General features: G+C 63.7%; 19 protein-coding genes. 8 read left to right on the forward strand and 11 right to left on the reverse strand.

Annotated features, from left to right (window positions below; translation table 11 throughout):
• Positions 1-9 precede the first annotated feature (9 nt).
• Positions 10-522 carry a tetratricopeptide repeat protein gene (locus tag BW970_RS12535; protein ID WP_229740522.1) on the reverse strand — a complete coding sequence of 171 codons (513 nt, stop codon included), beginning with the start codon at positions 520-522 and terminating at the stop codon, positions 10-12.
• A gap of 117 nt (positions 523-639) precedes the next feature.
• On the opposite strand from BW970_RS12535, the gene BW970_RS12540 reads away from it, so the two are divergent.
• From BW970_RS12540 to BW970_RS12575, 8 genes are all read left to right on the forward strand, one after another.
• Positions 640-927: an SCP2 sterol-binding domain-containing protein gene (locus BW970_RS12540; protein ID WP_076532313.1), complete on the forward strand. Its 288-nt coding sequence runs from the start codon at positions 640-642 to the stop codon at positions 925-927.
• The gene (locus BW970_RS12545; protein WP_076531866.1) at positions 924-1859 is read left to right on the forward strand and encodes an alpha/beta fold hydrolase; all 936 of its coding nucleotides are present in this window, start codon (positions 924-926) and stop codon (positions 1857-1859) included. The genes BW970_RS12540 and BW970_RS12545 overlap by 4 nt, the downstream gene beginning before the upstream one ends.
• A gap of 124 nt (positions 1860-1983) precedes the next feature.
• Entirely contained in the window at positions 1984-2394 is a 411-nt protein-coding gene (locus BW970_RS12550; protein WP_076531868.1) for a MerR family transcriptional regulator, read from the forward strand.
• A gap of 45 nt (positions 2395-2439) precedes the next feature.
• A complete protein-coding gene (locus BW970_RS12555) occupies positions 2440-4215 on the forward strand; it encodes an acyl-CoA dehydrogenase C-terminal domain-containing protein (protein WP_076531870.1) in 1776 nt (591 codons plus the stop codon).
• Between the two features lie 62 nt (positions 4216-4277).
• Positions 4278-4490: a hypothetical protein gene (locus BW970_RS12560; protein WP_028031516.1), complete on the forward strand. Its 213-nt coding sequence runs from the start codon at positions 4278-4280 to the stop codon at positions 4488-4490.
• Between the two features lie 52 nt (positions 4491-4542).
• Positions 4543-5184, forward strand: coding sequence for a glutathione S-transferase family protein (locus tag BW970_RS12565; RefSeq protein WP_076531872.1), 642 nt, complete (start codon positions 4543-4545; stop codon positions 5182-5184).
• Between the two features lie 14 nt (positions 5185-5198).
• Positions 5199-6410, forward strand: a complete 1212-nt coding sequence (locus BW970_RS12570) for an acetyl-CoA C-acetyltransferase (RefSeq protein ID WP_076531874.1) — start codon at positions 5199-5201, stop codon at positions 6408-6410.
• A gap of 7 nt (positions 6411-6417) precedes the next feature.
• Positions 6418-8610 (forward strand): 3-hydroxyacyl-CoA dehydrogenase NAD-binding domain-containing protein, encoded by a 2193-nt coding sequence (locus BW970_RS12575; RefSeq protein WP_076531876.1) that lies wholly within the window; start codon positions 6418-6420, stop codon positions 8608-8610.
• Here the strand turns inward: BW970_RS12575 and BW970_RS12580 are convergent.
• From BW970_RS12580 to pgi, 10 genes are all read right to left on the reverse strand, one after another.
• Positions 8580-9275, reverse strand: a complete 696-nt coding sequence (locus BW970_RS12580; RefSeq protein WP_159441438.1) for a Hint domain-containing protein — start codon at positions 9273-9275, stop codon at positions 8580-8582. The two genes, BW970_RS12575 and BW970_RS12580, sit on opposite strands and share 31 nt — an antisense overlap.
• A gap of 71 nt (positions 9276-9346) precedes the next feature.
• Positions 9347-9958 (reverse strand): glutathione S-transferase, encoded by a 612-nt coding sequence (locus tag BW970_RS12585; protein ID WP_076531880.1) that lies wholly within the window; start codon positions 9956-9958, stop codon positions 9347-9349.
• 132 nt (positions 9959-10090) lie between these two features.
• On the reverse strand, positions 10091-12370 hold the full coding sequence (locus BW970_RS12590; protein ID WP_076532315.1) for an NADP-dependent malic enzyme: 2280 nt from the start codon (positions 12368-12370) through the stop codon (positions 10091-10093).
• Positions 12371-12463: 93 nt separating this feature from the next.
• Positions 12464-12910, reverse strand: coding sequence for a molybdenum cofactor biosynthesis protein MoaE (locus tag BW970_RS12595; RefSeq protein WP_076531882.1), 447 nt, complete (start codon positions 12908-12910; stop codon positions 12464-12466).
• Between the two features lies 1 nt (position 12911).
• Positions 12912-13157, reverse strand: coding sequence for a molybdopterin converting factor subunit 1 (moaD, locus tag BW970_RS12600; RefSeq protein ID WP_076532317.1), 246 nt, complete (start codon positions 13155-13157; stop codon positions 12912-12914).
• A gap of 5 nt (positions 13158-13162) precedes the next feature.
• Positions 13163-13786 carry a CDP-diacylglycerol--glycerol-3-phosphate 3-phosphatidyltransferase gene (gene pgsA, locus BW970_RS12605; protein WP_076532319.1) on the reverse strand — a complete coding sequence of 208 codons (624 nt, stop codon included), beginning with the start codon at positions 13784-13786 and terminating at the stop codon, positions 13163-13165.
• A gap of 64 nt (positions 13787-13850) precedes the next feature.
• Positions 13851-14258 (reverse strand): universal stress protein, encoded by a 408-nt coding sequence (locus BW970_RS12610; protein ID WP_076531884.1) that lies wholly within the window; start codon positions 14256-14258, stop codon positions 13851-13853.
• Positions 14259-14321: 63 nt separating this feature from the next.
• Complete coding sequence (parA, locus tag BW970_RS12615; protein WP_076531886.1) at positions 14322-14972, reverse strand: ParA family partition ATPase; 651 nt, start codon at positions 14970-14972, stop codon at positions 14322-14324.
• A gap of 99 nt (positions 14973-15071) precedes the next feature.
• Complete coding sequence (locus tag BW970_RS12620; protein WP_159441439.1) at positions 15072-15692, reverse strand: response regulator; 621 nt, start codon at positions 15690-15692, stop codon at positions 15072-15074.
• 71 nt (positions 15693-15763) lie between these two features.
• Positions 15764-17389, reverse strand: a complete 1626-nt coding sequence (gene pgi, locus BW970_RS12625; RefSeq protein ID WP_144038947.1) for a glucose-6-phosphate isomerase — start codon at positions 17387-17389, stop codon at positions 15764-15766.
• Positions 17390-17393 lie beyond the last annotated feature (4 nt).

Consider the following 17393-nt stretch of genomic DNA (forward strand, 5'->3'; position numbering starts at 1 on the left):
AGCGCCCCTTCAGATGTGCTGGCCGGACAGGTCGCGTTCCAGCCGCTCTGCCGCTTCCCTTACCTTTTCGAGATGCGGATGTATAGCAAGCGCCGCCTGATAGGCGGCCAGCGCGGCCTTCTTGTTGCCGGTTTCGGCCAGTATCGTGCCAACACCGGCCAACGCCCCGAAATGATTGGGATTCAACGCCAGAACACGGGACAGCGCGTCCATTGCCGGGCCATGATGACCGGCACGGAACAGCGCCGTCGCCTGCGCATTCCATCCTTCGGCGAAATCGGGGGCGTGATCGGTCAGTGCCGTCAGATGGTCGAGGGCTGCTTGCGCATCATCCTCGCGCAGCGCATCGCGGCCACGCTGCAACAGAAGATCCATCGCCGGAGAGCCGGACCTGGACCATTCCGTCACGACCTGACGCTCGACCCGGCGCCAGCCCGCGTTTTCCGGCTGCGCCAGTTGCGCCAGCAGCTCGGCCAGCCGATCAGGCTCCTGTGCCGCCACAGAAGTTGCCGTTAACGTCAAGATTGCCGCCACGGCACTGTTGAGAATGTCACGAACCCGGACCATCATGGCCCAACTGTAACGCCATCCGCGGCAAACGCAAAAGGGCCGCGCGGTCCAATCAAGGAAATGTGCAAGATGAGCGATGTAATCGAGACCATTGTGGCGGAACTGTCCAGCAAGGACACATCCGGCTTCAGCGGCACGGCGAAATTCGTCATCACGGGCGAGGGCTCGGTCATGATGGATGCCGAAGGTGTTCGTGCGGGCGACGACGAGGCGGATGTCACGCTGAGCGCCGATCTGGACGTCTTTCGCGCCATTTTCGAAGGCGACATGAACCCGACCATGGCCTTCATGTCTGGCAAGCTGAAAATCGACGGGTCGATGGGCAAGGCCATGGCGCTGGCCTCGGTTTTGTCGTGATCCCGGCACCCTGCCTGGAGGATGGCCATGGCGGCGGACAGGCGCTGTGGCTGACCTGCGCAGACGGGGTGCGGATTCGGGTTGTGCTCTGGGCCAATGTGGGCGCGCGCGGCACCGTGCTCATTCTGCCGGGGCGCACCGAACATGCCGAAAAATACGGACCGACCGCAGCCCGGCTTGCCGCGGCGGGATATGCCGCTGCTGCAATCGACTGGCGGGGGCAAGGATTGGCGGATCGCCTGCTGCCGGACCCGCGCAAGGGGCATGTCGGGCGGTTCGCCGACTATCAACTGGATCTGTCGGCGTTTCGCAGGGCCGTAAAGGCGGCAGGGTTGCCCGCACCGCTGTTTCTTCTGGCGCATTCGATGGGCGGCTGCATCGGCCTGCGCGGCCTTGTCCAAGGGCTGGAGGTCGCCGCCGCGGCCTTTTCCGCACCCATGTGGGGCCTGAAGGTGCCCGGCGGCCAGGCGCGGCTGTTGACCGCGGCGTTCACCGGCCTGTCGCGCGCCGGATTGCGCGGCCGCTACGCGCCGCCACCGGCCTCTGGCGCGACCTGCTATCTGGAAACCGGCGCCTTTGCCGACAATACTCTGACCACCGATCGTGGGGAATGGGACTGGATGCAGGGCCAGTTGCGGGCCAACCCCGAACTGGTGATCGCCGGGCCGACCATCGGCTGGCTGGCCGAAGCCCTGGCGGAAATCGCGGCGCTGTCCCGACTGCCATCGCCTGCAGTGCCCTGCATCGCGGCAGTCGGCGGGCATGAACGGATTGTCGATCCGGCTGCCATCGTGGCGCGCATGTCCCGCTGGCCCGGTGGCGACCTGATGGAGATTCCAGGCGCCGAACACGAAATCCTGATGGAAACCGAACACCTGCGCGCGCGTTTCCTGTCAGGGGTCGTCGCAATGTTCGACGCGCAACAGGTCTGACAGCCGCGACCCTGCGTCACAAGCAATTCTGACGTGACGTTACGTTTACGTAAACGTAAGCTTCTCTTGTAGAATTGCCCCGACAACCCACGTGATTCCAGGTCGGGGACCAGAGGATCAGGCGATGCCGAACCAGAAAACGCAGCAAGACCTACTGACCATCCGCGAGATGTGCGAGGCATTCGATGTCACGCCGCGCACTTTGCGGTTCTATGAATCCAAAGAGCTTTTGTTCCCGCTGCGCGATGGCCAGAAACGGCTGTTTACCCGCCGGGATCGCGGCCGCCTGAAGCTGATCCTGCGCGGCAAGCGATTCGGCTTTGCGCTGGAAGAGATCCGGCAGTTGCTCGACCTCTATGATCGGGGCGACCAGCAGGAACAGCAGTTGACACGCACCTATCAGATCGCACGCGAGCGGCTGGCCCAGATGGAACAGCAGCGCGACGAGTTGAATGAGGCGATCGCAGAGTTGAAAAACCAGCTTGAATGGGGGGCCGACGTGATTGCCTCGTTCCGCCGCCCCGCCGCTGAATAACCGCAAGACACACGACCGGCGCCCGCGCGCCAGAGGGAGAGAGACATGCCCACCTATACCGCCCCCGCCAAGGACATGCAGTTCGTTCTGCACGACCTGCTGAAAATCTCCGTGTCTGATGTGCCCGGCTATGCAGATCTTGATCGCGGCTTTACCGGCGCCATCCTTGATGAGGCCGGCAAGCTGGCGAACGAAGTTCTGGCACCGCTGAACGCCATCGGTGACCAGCAGGGATGCGTGTTGGAAAACGGCGTGGTGCGCACCCCCGATGGGTTCAAGGCCGCGTTCGAGCAACTGAAAGAGGGCGGATGGAACGGCCTTGACCTGCCCGAGGACTATGGCGGCCAGAACCTGCCCTATGTCATGGGCACCGCGGTGGGAGAGATGATGGTGTCGGCCAATATGGCCTTCAACATGTATCAGGGCCTGACCCACGGCGCGATCAGTGCGATCCTGGCCGCTGGCACAGACGAACAAAAGGCCAAATGGTTGCCCAAGATGGTCAGCATGGACTGGACCGGCACCATGAACCTGACCGAGCCCCATGCAGGCACCGATCTGGGCATGATCCGCACCAAGGCCGAACCGCAGGACGACGGCAGCTACAGGATCAGCGGACAGAAGATCTTTATTTCCGCCGGTGAACACGACATGGCCGAGAACATCGTCCATCTTGTGCTGGCCAAGGCGCCGGGCGGCGGCGAAGGCACCAAGGGGATTTCGTTGTTCATCGTGCCCAAGTTCCTGGTGAACGAGGATGGCAGCCTTGGCGCACGCAATGGCGTGACCTGCGGCAAGATCGAGGAAAAGATGGGCATTCACGGCAATGCCACCTGCGTGATGAACTATGACGAGGCGACGGGCTGGCTCTTGGGCGACTTGCACAAGGGCATGAAGCACATGTTCGTCATGATGAACGAGGCACGGGTCGGCGTGGGCCTGCAAGGCTATGCCCAGGCCGAAGCCGCCTATCAGAACGCCGTCGCCTATGCCAAGGACCGCCTGCAAGGCCGCGCCGTAACGGGTGCGGAAAACCCGGCTGGCCCCGCCGATCCGCTGATCGTGCACCCGGACATCCGCCGCAACCTGATGGACCAGAAAAGCTTTGTCGAAGGGGCGCGGGCCTTTACCTTCTGGGGCGCGATGCTGATCGACCGCGCGCATCGTCTGGGCGACAAGGAGGCCGAAGGGCTGATCTCGCTGATGACGCCGGTGATCAAGGGCTTTCAGACCGACAAGGGGTTTGACATGGCGGTGCAGGCCCAGCAAATCTATGGCGGGCATGGCTATATCGAGGAATGGGGCATGTCCCAGTTCGCCCGCGACGCCCGGATCGCCATGATCTACGAGGGCGCCAACGGCGTGCAGGCGCTGGATCTGGTGGGCCGCAAACTGGCCTCGGACGGCGGCAAACATGTCATGGCCTTCTTTGAAATGGTCAAGGCCGAGTGCAAGGCGCATGAGGGCGATGACCGCATGAAGGGGTTTGTCGAGCCGCTGAAAGCCGCGTCAAAGCAGCTTCAGCAAGCGGGCATGTTCTTCATGCAGAGCGGGATGAAAAATCCAAACGCGGCGCTCTCTGGCTCGTATGACTTCATGCACCTGATGGGCCATGTCTGCCTGGGTCTGATGTGGACGCGGATGGCCAAGGCAGCGTTCGAGGCGCTGGAGGCCGGGGCATCGGACGCCGCGTTCTACGAGACCAAGATCGCCACGGGGCGCTACTATATGGCACGCCACCTGCCCGCCTGTGCCATGCATCTGGCCCGCATCGAAAGCGGTGCCGAAACGGTGATGGCACTGGAGGAAGAGGCGTTCTGATCTGGTGCAACGCGACAGGCGGGGGCAGACTGACGCCAGCCCCCGCCTGACCCGAGGAAAAGATGCCGAAACGCTTTCGCCTGACACGCCGCTTTCCCGTCGCCATGACCGAAGACGGCTATCGCCGCCTGAAGCGCTTTGCCCAGGAGGCCGGGCTGGACGAGGGCGAGGCGCTGTCGTTCCTGTTCGAGCATTTCGACAGCGTGACCCACAAGGACAACCTGACCCACCGACTGCGGTTGTTCAATTCGGAACTGGACGACCGCAAGCGATAGGAACAGCCTGCCGACGCATCGCCCTCCTGCCCGTCATCGAAAGGACCGCCCCATGACTGCGACGCTCTACTGTTTTGGCGAATCCGGCAACGCCTACAAGGCCGCCCTGACCATGCAACTTGCAGGATATACCTGGGAACCGCGCTATGTCGATTTCTTCAACGGCGAAACCCGCAAGCCAGAGTTTCGCGCGATCAACGAGATGGGTGAGGTGCCCGTTCTGGTAGAGGGCGACCTGACGCTCAGCCAATCGGGCATGATCCAGTTCCATGTGGCGGAGGTGACCGGAAAGCTGCTGGGCCGCGATGCACGCGAGTCGGCAGAGATCCTGCGCTGGGTTCTGTGGGACAATCACAAGCTGTCCGGTCAGGCCGGAATGACCCGGTTCCTGATGAACTTTCTGCCCGAGGACAAGCGTCCGCAGCCGGTGATCACCTTCATGCAAGGGCGGTTGAAGGCGGCCTATGATACGCTGAACCGGCATCTGGACGGCCGGTCCTGGATGGTCGGCGATCGCCCCACGATCGCCGACTGTGCCTGTGCCGGCTATCTGTATTATCCCGAGCCCTTCGGCTTTGACCGCAAGGACTGGCCCCACATCGACGCCTGGCTGACACGGCTGTCGCAAGAGCCGGGCTGGAAACACCCATACGACCTGATGCCCGGCAATCCGTCCGACCGGATCGGGGCGTGATTCAAGGAGGAACCATGGAAGACGCATATATCTATGACGCCGCCCGCACGGTGCGCGGCAAGGGCCGCCCCGACGGCGCCCTGCACGAGGTGACCGCCGCGCGTCTGTCCGCGGTGATCCTGAATGCGATCAAGGACCGCAACAACCTGGACACCACCGCCATCGAGGATCTGATCTGGGGCAATGTCACCCAGGTTGGCGAACAAGGCGCATGTCTGGCCCGCACCGCCGTTCTGGCATCGGACTTTGCCGAAAGCGTGCCGGGTGTGTCGATCAACCGCTTTTGCGCCAGCGGGCTAGAGGCCGTGAACATGGCCGCCAACCAGATCCGCGGCGGCGCCGGTATGGCCTATGTCGCCGGGGGGGTGGAATGCATGAGCCGCGTCCCGATGGGCAGCGACGGCGGCGCCATCGCGGTGGACCCCAAGATCGCCATCGACAACTATTTTGTCCCACAGGGCATTTCGGCCGACATCATCGCCACGGAATACGGCTTTACCCGTGATGCCGCCGATGCGCTGGCGGTCGAGAGCCAGAAGCGCGCCGCCGCCGCCTGGGCCGCTGGCCGGTTCCAAAAATCGGTCGTTCCGGTCACCGACATCAACGGGCTGACCATTCTGGACCATGACGAATACATGCGCCCAGGCACCGACATGCAAAGCCTTGGCAGCCTCAAGCCCAGCTTCAAGGACTGGGGCGAGGTGATGCCCGGCTTCGACAAGATCGCGCTGATGAAATACCCGCATCTGCAAAAGATCAACCACATCCACCATGCCGGCAATTCCAGCGGCATCGTCGATGGCGCGGCGGCTATCCTGATCGGCAACAAGGCCTTTGGCGAGAAATACGGGCTGAAGCCCCGCGCCCGCATCAAGGCCACGGCCAAGATCGGCACCGATCCGACCATCATGCTGACCGGCCCCGTCCCCGTCACCCAGAAAATCCTCAAGGACAGCGGCATGTCGATCAGCGACATCGACCTGTTCGAGGTGAACGAAGCCTTTGCCGCCGTCGTCATGCGGTTCATGCAGGCATTCGAGGTCGATCCTGCGGTCGTCAACGTCAATGGCGGCTCCATCGCCATGGGGCATCCGCTGGGGGCCACCGGAGCCATGATCATCGGCACCCTGCTGGACGAGCTGGAGCGCACGGGCAAAGGCACCGGCCTTGCCACGCTGTGCATCGGCTCTGGCATGGGTGCGGCCACCATCATCGAACGGGTGTGAGGACAGAATGACCGACTTTACCTATGCCGTTGATGCGGACGGCGTCGCCACCATCACCTGGGACGTGCCCGGAAAATCCATGAACGTCATGTCGATGACCGGCTTCATGGAACTGGACGGCATGATCGACCGCGCACTCGCGGACAGCGCCGTCAAGGGCGTGATCATCACCAGCGGCAAGAAGGACTTCGCCGGCGGGATGGATCTGAACATTCTGGCAAAGATGAAATCCGAGGCGGGCGACACCCCGGCCAAGGGCGTCTTTGACGGAATCATGTCCATGCACCACGGCCTGCGCAAGATCGAGCGGGCGGGCATGGACCCCAAGACCCTCAAGGGCGGCAAGCCCATCGTGGCCGCCCTGCCCGGCACCGCGCTGGGGATCGGGCTGGAACTTCCGCTGGCCTGCCACCGGATCATCGCCGCCGACAATCCCAAGGCCAAGATCGGCCTGCCGGAAATCAAGGTCGGCATCTTTCCGGGCGGTGGCGGCACCACCCGCGTGGTGCGCAAGCTGGGCGCCATGATGGCCGCGCCGGTCATCCTGGAAGGCAAGATGTTCGACCCGAAAAAGGCCAAGGCCAACGGGCTGATCGACGAGGTTGTCCCGGCGGACGAATTGCTGAGCCGCGCCAAGGACTGGGTTCTGTCGGCCAAGGATGCCGATATTGTCAAACCCTGGGACCAGAAGGGATACAAGCTGCCCGGCGGGGCGCCCTATAGCCCGCAGGGGTTCCAGACCTTTCTGGGCGCAGCAGCCATGGTACACGGGCAGACCTTCGGCGCCTTCCCGGCGGCCAAGGCGCTGCTCTCGGCAGTGTACGAAGGCGCGATGGTGCCCTTTGACACCGCGCTGAAGATCGAGGCACGCTGGTTCACCCATGTGATCATGAATCCGTCCTCCAGCGCCATGATCCGCAGCCTGTTCATCAACAAAGAGGCGCTGGAAAAGGGCGCGAACCGGCCCAAGGTCGCCGATGAAGCGGTCAAGAAGGTCGGCGTTCTGGGCGCGGGCATGATGGGCGCGGGCATTGCCTATGTCAGCGCCATGGCGGGAATCGAGGTCGTGCTGATCGACGCGGCCCAGGAGGCGGCGGATCGCGGCAAGGCCTATTCCACCGGCCTGCTGGACAAGGCGATCGGCCGCAAGCAATCGACCGAGGAGAAAAAGGCCGAAGTGCTGGGCCGCATCACCGCGACCACCGATTATGCCGCGCTGGCAGGCTGTGACCTGATCGTCGAGGCGGTGTTCGAGGATCCCAAGGTCAAGGCCGAGGTGACCGCCAAGGCCGAAGCCGTGATCCCCGAGGATGCCATCTTTGCCACCAACACCTCGACCCTGCCGATTTCCAGCCTGGCCACGGCCAGCAAACGGCCAGAGCAGTTCATCGGCATCCACTTCTTCAGCCCGGTGGACAAGATGCTGCTGGTCGAGATCATCAAGGGTGCCCAGACGGGCGAACGGGCGGTGGCCAAGGCGCTGGACTATGTGCGCCAGATCCGCAAGACGCCCATCGTGGTGAACGATGCGCGGTTCTTCTACGCCAACCGCTGCATCATCCCCTATATCAACGAGGGGATGCGTCTCGCCGCCGAAGGTGTGCCACTGCCGATGATCGACCATGCCGCGCGGCTGCTGGGCTTCCCGGTGGGGCCGCTGCAACTGGTCGATGAGACCTCGCTGGATCTGGGCGCCAAGATCGCCAAGGCCACCAAGGCCGCCATGGGCAATGATTACCCCGATGACGCCGTGGACGAAGTGGTGTTCTGGATGGTCGATCAGGGTCGCCTTGGCCGCAAATCCAAGTCCGGGTTCTTCAACTATGACGAGGCGGGCAAGCGGCAGGACTATTGGCCCGGTTTCAATGACCGCTACCCGGTCAAGGACGGCGCCGACCTGGATACAGTGCAGAACCGTCTGATGATGGCCCAGGTGCTGGAAGCCGTGCGCGCCTTGGAGGATGGCGTTCTGACCGACATCCGCGAGGGCGATGTGGGCGCGATTCTGGGCTGGGGCTTCGCGCCCTGGTCGGGTGGCCCCTTCGGCTGGCTGGACATCATCGGCGCGGCGAAGGCCGTCGAGATCTGTGAAACGCTGGAAGCCGCCCATGGCGCGCGGTTCACGGCTCCGCAGATGCTGCGCGATATGGCCGCACGGGGCGAAACCTTCTACGGCGACAACGCCCGCAAGGCCGCCTGAGACCCATCCGGCGCGGCCCCCCGCAGGGCCGCGCCGACATCCTCTGCGATCAGGCAGGCGACAAACTCACGCGCCGACGCCAAAGACAGCGGCGCATATCCCGCGCGCGCGGCACCTCTGTCCCCTGCCGCGCCAAAGCCCGGAAGTCCGGTTGCATTGTCCGCCGGGCAATACAGCAGCATGTGCCCGGCCACATAGACCACCTCGTCCACCGGCAGGATCAGGAGCCGCACAGTTTCCTGATGCATCGGCGGCGCGGGCGCGATTCCGCGCCACCCCTCCAGAGCGGCCGCAGGGATCAGGGCAAACGGATCGCCGAACATGTCTTCGGCAAGATCGCTTTCCAGCAACACCGGCTGCCCCGGCAACAGCCGTAGCGGGCCGCGGTTTCCCAGCGCATCGTCTGGCACCACCAGCGGCCAATGGGCCCTGGGCCAGCCAGACCACCCTGCCTCGACAATGGCCGACTGCACCGCGATCACCGTTTGCGGCCCGCCATCAAAGGTCAGCACCCGATCACCGGGAGAGATCTGTTCGACCCTGCGCCAACCTTCGGCGGTTGCGATCAGGGTGCCGTCCAACATGCCTTCGGTGACAAAGGCAAGATCTTTGTCACCGGATGACCAGCCAAGGCTGCCAAGACCATGTCCACGCAATGACCGCACGTCTGATGTTTCCCAGACCATTCCATCAGGGCGAACGCTTGCACGTCAAAATGGCGGAAATACGGCTCTGCTCACCCTTGTGGTGGCAGGGTCGTCTTCAGGCTTGGCCGTTCCGAGACACGCGCATGGAAAGCCGCCAAGGCCGGACGCTCCGCGCGCCAGGTCCGGTCGGCGTGCCGCAGGTCAAGGTAGTCCAGCGCACAGATGATCGAAGCCTGCCCGATATCGAACGGCCCTGCCAGATGCGCAATCCAGCGCGTTTCCAGCGCGTCGAGCGACCGGGCAACCTTGGACCACTGGCCTTCCACCCAGTCCGGCACGCGCTTGTCTTCGGGGCGCACCTTGCTTTCGTAGACCATCAGCACAGCGGCATCCATCATGCCGTCTGCCGTCGCCTCCAGTGTCAGCGCATCCCACAAGGCGGGGCCTGTCGGATACATCTTGCCGCCGGCCAGTTCATCCAGATAGCGACAGATCACGCGGCTGTCATAAATCGCCGGCCCATCCTCGCGTTCCAGCGCGGGCACCTTGCCAAGCGGATTTTGCGCCAGCGGCATCGTGCCCGGCTCGATCGGCGTTCCCGAGGCGCCGGTCAGCTCGACCTTTGGCAACAGGGCGGTTTCGTGCAGGACAATCATCACCTTGCGGACAAAGGGCGATGTCGGGGAATGGAATAGTCGCATACGAGGCTCCGTCTCAGGATCGGCGTGGACGCGCATCCGCACACGCACGCACAGTCTTGCATACTGGTTGATCCATGCAAAGCACCACCGCCCCGCGACGGTCGGGCGGGGGCTTGGCGCCCCCGCTGCCGCTCAGCCGTATTTCGCCACCGGCGTACCCGCCAGGGCGGCCATGTTCAGCAGGCCCCGCGCCGTGATGGTGGGGGTCACGATATGCGCACGGTTGCCCATGCCCATCAGAATGGGGCCGACCTCCAGGCCATTCGCCCGCGTCTTGAGGATGTTGCGCACCCCGCTGGCCGCATCGGTCGAACCGAACACCAGCACGTTCGCAACCCCGTCGAACCGCGAATGGGGGAAAATCCGGTCGCGTAGGTCCGGCTCCAGCGCCAGATCCACGGTCATCTCGCCTTCATAGGCGAAATCGGGCTCGCGCGCATCCAGCAGTTCCAGCGCCGCCCGCATCCGCTGCCCGGAGGATGTGTCAAGATTGCCAAACTGCGAACTGGAACACAGCGCGATCTTTGGCACGATGCCAAAGCGGCGCACATGCCGGGCGGCGCCGATCACCGTTTCGGCCAGTTGCTCGGGCGTCGGCTCTGCGTTGACCTGGGTATCCGCGATGAACAGCGGTCCTTCGGTCTGGATGATCAGGCTCAACGCACCGACAGGATGCAGCCCCCCGCGGGCAAGCACCTGCCGGATATAGTTCAGGTGCCACCGATATTGGCCCACGGTGCCGCAGATCAGGCTGTCTGCCTCGCCCCGATGCACCATGATGGCACCAATGGCCGTAGAGTTGGTGCGCAGCACCGCTTTGGCCACGTCCGGGGTCACGCCCTGTCGTTCCATCAAGCCGTGATAGGTTTCCCAGTAGTCCCGGTAGCGGCTGTCGGATTCGGGGTTCACGATCTCGAAATCGCGGTCAGGACGCATCGGCAGACCCGCGCGTTCACAGCGCATGGCCACCACCTCGGGGCGGCCGATCAAGATCGGCACTTCGGTGGTTTCCTCCATGATCGCATGGGCCGCGCGCAGCACGCGCTCATCTTCGCCTTCGGCAAAGACAAGCCGCCGCGCGGCGGTACGCGCCGCTTCGAACACCGGGCGCATCAGCAACGCGGATTTGAAGACCGATCCGTCCAGCTTCTGCTTGTAGGCATCCAGATCGGCCAGCGGCCGGGTGGCCACGCCAGAGTCCATCGCGGCATTGGCCACCGCGGTGGCCACAACCCCCATCAACCGGGGGTCAAAGGGCTTGGGGATCAGATAGTCGGGGCCAAAGGTCAGCTGTTCGCCCCGATAGGCAGCGGCAGCCTCGGCGCTGGTCGTCACCCGCGCCAGTTGGGCGATGCCTTCGATACAGGCCAACTGCATCGCGTCGTTGATCTCGCTGGCCCCCACATCCAGCGCACCTCGGAAGATGAAGGGAAAACACAGGACGTTGTTCACCTGGTTCGGATAATCCGACCGGCCCGTTGCGATGATCGCATCGGGGGCAACCTTGCGCACCTCGTCAGGCATGATCTCCGGGGTCGGATTGGCCAGTGCAAAGATGATCGGCTTGGGTGCCATGCGCGATACCATCTCTGCGGTCAGCACGCCCGGCCCCGACAGGCCAAGGAACACATCGGCGCCGTCGATCACTTCGGTCAGGGTGCGCTTGTCGCTGACCTGGGTAAAGGCCGCCTTTTGCGGGTTCATGTCGATCTCGCGGCCCTGATGAACCAGACCATGGATATCGCACAGCCAGACGTTCTCGCGCCGCACCCCCAGCTTCAGCAGCATGTTCAGGCAGGCGATGCCCGCCGCCCCGCCGCCGGTCGAAACGATGCGGATATCCTCGAACCGCTTGCCCGCGATCTTGAGCGCATTCGTGGCCGCCGCGCCCACCACAATCGCCGTGCCATGCTGATCATCGTGAAAGACCGGAATGTTCATCCGCTCGCGGCAGATTTTTTCCACGATGAAACAGTCGGGGGCCTTGATGTCCTCCAGATTGATCGCGCCAAAGCTGGGTTCCAGCGCACAAACAATATCGGCCAGCTTGTAGGGGTCGGCCTCGTTCACCTCGATATCGAAGCAGTCGATATTGGCGAACTTCTTGAACAGAACCGCCTTGCCCTCCATCACGGGCTTCGAGGCAAGCGCGCCGATGTTGCCCAGCCCCAGCACCGCTGTGCCGTTCGTCACCACGGCAACCAGATTGCCCCGTGCGGTATATCTTGCGGCATTGGCCGGGTCTGCCTTGATCTCCAGACAGGCCTCGGCGACACCCGGCGAATAGGCGCGCGCCAGATCCCGGCCATTGGCCAACGGCTTGGTTGCACGGATCTCCAGTTTTCCGGGCCGGGGAAATTCATGGTAATCCAGCGCCTGCTGCCGGGCACTTTCCTGTCGAGCCTCGTCCATCATACCCCTCCCGATTATTGTTTAACGTTAAACTAAATCCGCTCCGCTATGTATAAGGCGGAACCGAAGGTGGATTCAAGAAAAACGCGCGGCCTAGGGTTTCCAGCGGTCCAGCGCCGCCTCATCCTCGTGGCGGGCCGCGACCCAGTCCGCACCATCCGCGCGCATTTCCTTTTTCCAGAACGGCGCACGGGATTTCAGATAGTCCATCAGAAATTCAGCCGCCGCAAAGGCATCGGCACGGTGTCGCGCGGCGGTCGCCACCATCATGATGGTCTCGCCCGCATACAGTGGCCCGTGGCGGTGGATGACAAGCGCGTCAGCAAGCCCCCAACGCCGGACAGACTCGTCCCGGATCGCAGCCAGCGCACGCTCTGTCATACCGGGGTAGTGCTCGATCTCCATGGCGACAAGGCCGCCCGGTATGTCGCGCACGAGGCCAGTAAACGTGACGACCGCACCGGCCCCCGCCACCTGTTCGGCAAAACCTGTTGCCTCTGCACCGAAATCAAAGGGCTCTGCCTGAACCCGAATCGTCATCTCAGCCCCCTGTCATGGGCGGAAAGAACGCCACCTCTCGCACATCCGCCAAGGGCGCCTCAAAGGACGAAAGCTCTTGGTCCAGCGCGACCCGCAGCGACGAAAGGTCGGCAAATGCCGCTGCATAGCGGTCTTCGCGCACGGCCAGCTCTGCCACCAGGTCTGCAACCGTTGCGGCAGATGTTTCGATCCGTTCCCTCGGCACGCCGATACGCTCGCGCACCCAGGCGAAGTACAGCACATCCAGCCGCATCACGGCGTATCCTTGAGAAACGGCGCCGCCTTGCGCAGATAGTCCCAGCCGGTCACCGCCGTCAGCCCTGCCGCTGCCCAGATCAGCGCCAGCCCGATCCAGTTTGCCACCGCCGCATGGGAGATGTTGACCGGCACGTCACCTTCGCCCGCCCGCGGCGGACGCCCCGCCTCCAGATAGGCAAGGCCGGTGCCAAGGAACAGCACGGCGATGGCGATCATCTGGGCAGTGGTCTTCCACTTGGCCAGCCGCGTGACTTTCAGGTGGTGCGACTTGTCACCCAGAAACTCGCGCAGCCCCGAGACGAACACCTCGCGGAACAGGATCACGGTGGCGGGCAGAATCAACCATGGATTCATGCCAGAATAGCCCGTGATCACCATGATGGCGATCACCACCATGGCCTTGTCGGCAATCGGATCCAGCATCGCCCCATAGCGGCTTTCCTGTTTCCACAGGCGCGCCAGATACCCATCGAAAAAGTCGGTGATCGCTGCGGTCACAAACAGCGCCAGGGCCAGCCAATCGGCCCAGGGGCGATTGAAATACAGGAACATGACCGCCACGCCGGGCGCGGCGAGCAGGCGCATGGTCGTCAGTATGTTCGGAACCGTCCACCTCATGCGAAAGGCATAGCCCAAGCCGACGGTCTCGGAAAGGGGGCGCAGCGCGTGCGCCCCAGCAATGTCAACGCAGGACGTGCACCCCGCACTGCGCATGACGCACGACCCGCGCCGCAGTCGACCCCAGGAAGTAATCCTGCAAGCCCGGACGGTGCGAGGCGATGACAACGCAGTCGTGCCCGGCCTCTTCGGCCACGTCCAGAATCGTCTGGGCAGCATGGCCGACCTTGACCAGAACACCGACTCCGTCCTGCCCGGCGAATTCGGCGGCCAGTTGGGCTTCGGTCTCGGCCACATTGCGGTCTTGCTGGTCCTGCGGCAGGTATTGCGAGATATAGGACGGGATCGCCTCGATCACGGTCAGAACGGTGATCGTGCCACCCGGTGCCAGCAGCGCGCGCGCCGCCTTCATCGAGTTGCCGATGACTGCGCCATGATCGGGCGCAACGGGGACAAGGATGTTTTTGTACATGACGATCTCCTGTTCAAGCGGGTAGAACCTGCCCGATATGCCGTCATCACACCTTGATCTGGATCATCCCTTCTGCGCAAGGGCCCCGGCAATCTCGGCGGTCAGCGCCGCAGCCTCGCGCGCGGCGGCCGTTGCCCCGGAAAGCTCTTGCGCCGAAAGGCCCAGCCCCATGGCCTCGGCAAATGCGACGCGATAGCCAAGCTGCGCCGTGGCAATACCGGCGTGCAGCTCGGCCGTTGCCGCAGCGATTTCCGCACTCAGGCGCGTGCGGTTCTTCACACGGTTCAGCACGATGGCAACCCGCCGTTTTTCCCGCGCGCACAGGTCCAGCACACCTTCGGTCGCCCACAGATCCAGATGGCTGGCCGCTACGGGCACAATCACCAGATCCGCCGCCCGCAGCGCGGGACGCAGATCGCTGTCCACCTTGGGGGGCGTATCGACGATGACCACATCCGCCATGCGCCGCAGCTTGTCAGTCTCGTAGCCAACGCCCCAGGCCGACGCGGTCGACATTTCCATCCCCGTGTCCACGCCCAGACGGTCGCGCCGGGTCATGAACCAGCGGCCCAGGCTGCCCTGCGGATCCGTATCGAGCAGCGCCACATGCGCCCCCAAGCGGCGGAACCCCACCGCCAGCGTTGCTGCAAGCGTCGTCTTGCCGCTGCCGCCCTTCTGCTGCGCAACGGTGATGACGCCGCCGAACGGTTCCATGAAGCCTCCCCCTTGGGTCGGGCGGATTCGCCCGCACCCATGCTGCACCGCAGCATGTCACAATGCAACCGGAATCCCAGGACCAGTGCGACAGCCCGGTCAGATCCGAAGCTGTTCCGTGCCGATAAGCGCCGCCTGCGTGCGGTTCCTGGCCCCCAACTTGGTGCAGATCGCCCGCATATGCGTCTTGACCGTCACTTCACCAATATCCAGTTCGCGGGCGATTTCCTTGTTTGACAAGCCTTGGCACAGGAATCGCAGCACCCGCGCCTCTTGCGGCGACAACTGCGCCAACCGGGGTGGCAGGGCGACTGGCACGTCGGAATACAGGTTCACCGGCAGATATTTGCGACCAGAGGCCACCTGCCGCATCGCCTCTGCCAGCGCACGGGCAGGCAAGGTTTTGGGAACATAGCCCCGCGCACCGCTTTGCATGGCGCCTTCGACGAAACTGCGCTGAACCGAGCCCGACATCACCACCACGGCACCACCGGCATTGGCGGCAACAACCTTGGCAACACCTGCAAGCCCCTGCATTCCCGGCATGACGACATCCAACAGAACAACGTCGAACACGCCATGCGTGGCAATACGCTCCAGCGTTTCGGACAGGCTGCCCGCCGTCGCCACCTGAAAGTCCGGCTCGCGCCCAAGGAAATGCACCAGCGTCTCGCGCAGGAGCAGATGGTCGTCCGCGACAAGCACTGAAAACATCGCCATGCGGTGGTCCCCGCCAAAAGCTTCGGGCGCATGATAGCGATCCAAAGCCATCGCGCAATCACCGGATCGGGTCATGCCCCGCGCAGGCGGCCCAGCAGCAGCCGTGTCGATCCGTCCTTGCCGCTGTCATCCGCGCCGGGGGTCAGCAGTGGCTCCAGCTTCAGCGCCAGTTCCTTGCCCAGTTCAACCCCCCATTGGTCAAAGCTGTTGATGCCCAGCACAACCCCTTCGACAAACACCCGGTGTTCATACAGCGCCAATATCATGCCAAGCATGAATGGCGTCAGTTGGTGATAGGCCATCGTGACAGAGGGCCGGTTGCCCGCAAAGACCCGATGCCGGGCATGGCGCTCCAGGTCCTCCCCGACCAGCCCCCGCGCTGCCATCAAGGCGCGCGCCCGCTCCAGCGACCGCCCCCTCATCAGGGCCTCGGACTGCGCAAGACAGTTGGAAATCAGCAACTTGTGATGGTGGGCCAGTGCCGGCTCGTGCCCGCGTGCAGCAATCAGGAATTCGCACGGAATCGGCCGGGTGCCTTGGTGGATCATCTGGTAAAAGGCGTGCTGCCCGTTGGTCCCCGGTTCGCCCCAGACCACAGGCCCGGAGTCACGCGGCAGATCGGTGCCATCCATCGCCACGCGCTTGCCATTCGATTCCATCTCCAGTTGCTGAAGATAGGCGGGCAGCCGCGAAAGACGTTGGTCATAGGGCAGCACGGCGCGGGTTGCATGGCCGCAGATCTGCGCGTGCCACACCCCGACCATGGCCAGCAGGACAGGCAGGTTGTCTTCCAGCGGTGCGGTGCGGAAATGACGGTCCATCATCGCGGCCCCGTCCAGAAAGGCGCCGAAATCCTCTGGCCCGACCGCCAGCATCAGCGACAGGCCGACCGGACCCCAGACCGAATAGCGACCCCCGATAAAGTCGCCAAACCCGAACACCCGCTCGGGCGGGATGCCCCACTCTGCCGCACGATCACCGGCCGAGGACACAGCCACCATCTGGGCCGCCGCATCGACGCCCGCCGCCTGCATCCAGTCCCGCACGGTCGCGGCATTGGTCATGGTCTCTATCGTCGTAAAGGTCTTGGACGCGATGATCACCAGCGTCGTCGCCGGGTTCAGCCCCTGCAACGTATCGGCCACATGGGCGCCATCGACATTCGAGATGAAATGGGTGCGCGGGCCATCGTGATAGGGGCGCAGTGCCAGGGTTGCCATGACCGGGCCAAGATCAGAGCCGCCGATGCCGATATTGATCACATCGGTAAACGCCCCGCCCATACCGGCGAATTGGCCTGCGCGAACCCTGCTGGCGAATTCGGCCATGCGGGCACGGGTCTGCTGCGCGTCCCGCACCCATTCCAGGGGCAAGGCAGGATCAGCTTGCCCGCGCAGCATGGTATGCAGCACCGCGCGCCCTTCGGTTTCGTTGATCGGCTGGCCTGCGAACATCGCATCGCGCCGATCCTCGACAGACGCGGCCCGCGCCAGCCCCATCAGCAAGGCAAAGCCCTGATCGTCAAGGTTGGTCTTGGAATAATCCAGCAACAGAAAGCCATCGTCGCCATCGGCGCAGCTCAGACAGGCCGAAAACCGCGCCGCGCGATCCGGGTCGTCGAACAGCGACAGAATGCTGCGATCCCGGACCCGCGCATGATGGTCCTCCAGCAGTTTCCATTTCGCTTCGATCGACATCAAA

It is taken from the genome of Gemmobacter megaterium, assembly GCF_900156815.1.
Classification (GTDB): domain Bacteria; phylum Pseudomonadota; class Alphaproteobacteria; order Rhodobacterales; family Rhodobacteraceae; genus Wagnerdoeblera; species Wagnerdoeblera megaterium.

What these genes read in the sequence shown, in the direction of transcription:
- BW970_RS12540 (WP_076532313.1), top strand. Translation starts at nt 640, where the DNA reads ATGAGCGATGTAATCGAGACCATTGTGGCGGAACTGTCCAGCAAGGAC.
- BW970_RS12550 (WP_076531868.1), top strand. Translation starts at nt 1,984, where the DNA reads ATGCCGAACCAGAAAACGCAGCAAGACCTACTGACCATCCGCGAGATG.
- BW970_RS12555 (WP_076531870.1), top strand. Translation starts at nt 2,440, where the DNA reads ATGCCCACCTATACCGCCCCCGCCAAGGACATGCAGTTCGTTCTGCAC.
- BW970_RS12560 (WP_028031516.1), top strand. Translation starts at nt 4,278, where the DNA reads ATGCCGAAACGCTTTCGCCTGACACGCCGCTTTCCCGTCGCCATGACC.
- BW970_RS12565 (WP_076531872.1), top strand. Translation starts at nt 4,543, where the DNA reads ATGACTGCGACGCTCTACTGTTTTGGCGAATCCGGCAACGCCTACAAG.
- BW970_RS12570 (WP_076531874.1), top strand. Translation starts at nt 5,199, where the DNA reads ATGGAAGACGCATATATCTATGACGCCGCCCGCACGGTGCGCGGCAAG.
- BW970_RS12575 (WP_076531876.1), top strand. Translation starts at nt 6,418, where the DNA reads ATGACCGACTTTACCTATGCCGTTGATGCGGACGGCGTCGCCACCATC.
- BW970_RS12585 (WP_076531880.1), bottom strand. Translation starts at nt 9,958, where the DNA reads ATGCGACTATTCCATTCCCCGACATCGCCCTTTGTCCGCAAGGTGATG.
- BW970_RS12590 (WP_076532315.1), bottom strand. Translation starts at nt 12,370, where the DNA reads ATGGACGAGGCTCGACAGGAAAGTGCCCGGCAGCAGGCGCTGGATTAC.
- BW970_RS12595 (WP_076531882.1), bottom strand. Translation starts at nt 12,910, where the DNA reads ATGACGATTCGGGTTCAGGCAGAGCCCTTTGATTTCGGTGCAGAGGCA.
- pgsA (WP_076532319.1), bottom strand. Translation starts at nt 13,786, where the DNA reads ATGAGGTGGACGGTTCCGAACATACTGACGACCATGCGCCTGCTCGCC.
- BW970_RS12610 (WP_076531884.1), bottom strand. Translation starts at nt 14,258, where the DNA reads ATGTACAAAAACATCCTTGTCCCCGTTGCGCCCGATCATGGCGCAGTC.
- parA (WP_076531886.1), bottom strand. Translation starts at nt 14,972, where the DNA reads ATGGAACCGTTCGGCGGCGTCATCACCGTTGCGCAGCAGAAGGGCGGC.
- BW970_RS12620 (WP_159441439.1), bottom strand. Translation starts at nt 15,692, where the DNA reads ATGGCGATGTTTTCAGTGCTTGTCGCGGACGACCATCTGCTCCTGCGC.
- pgi (WP_144038947.1), bottom strand. Translation starts at nt 17,389, where the DNA reads ATGTCGATCGAAGCGAAATGGAAACTGCTGGAGGACCATCATGCGCGG.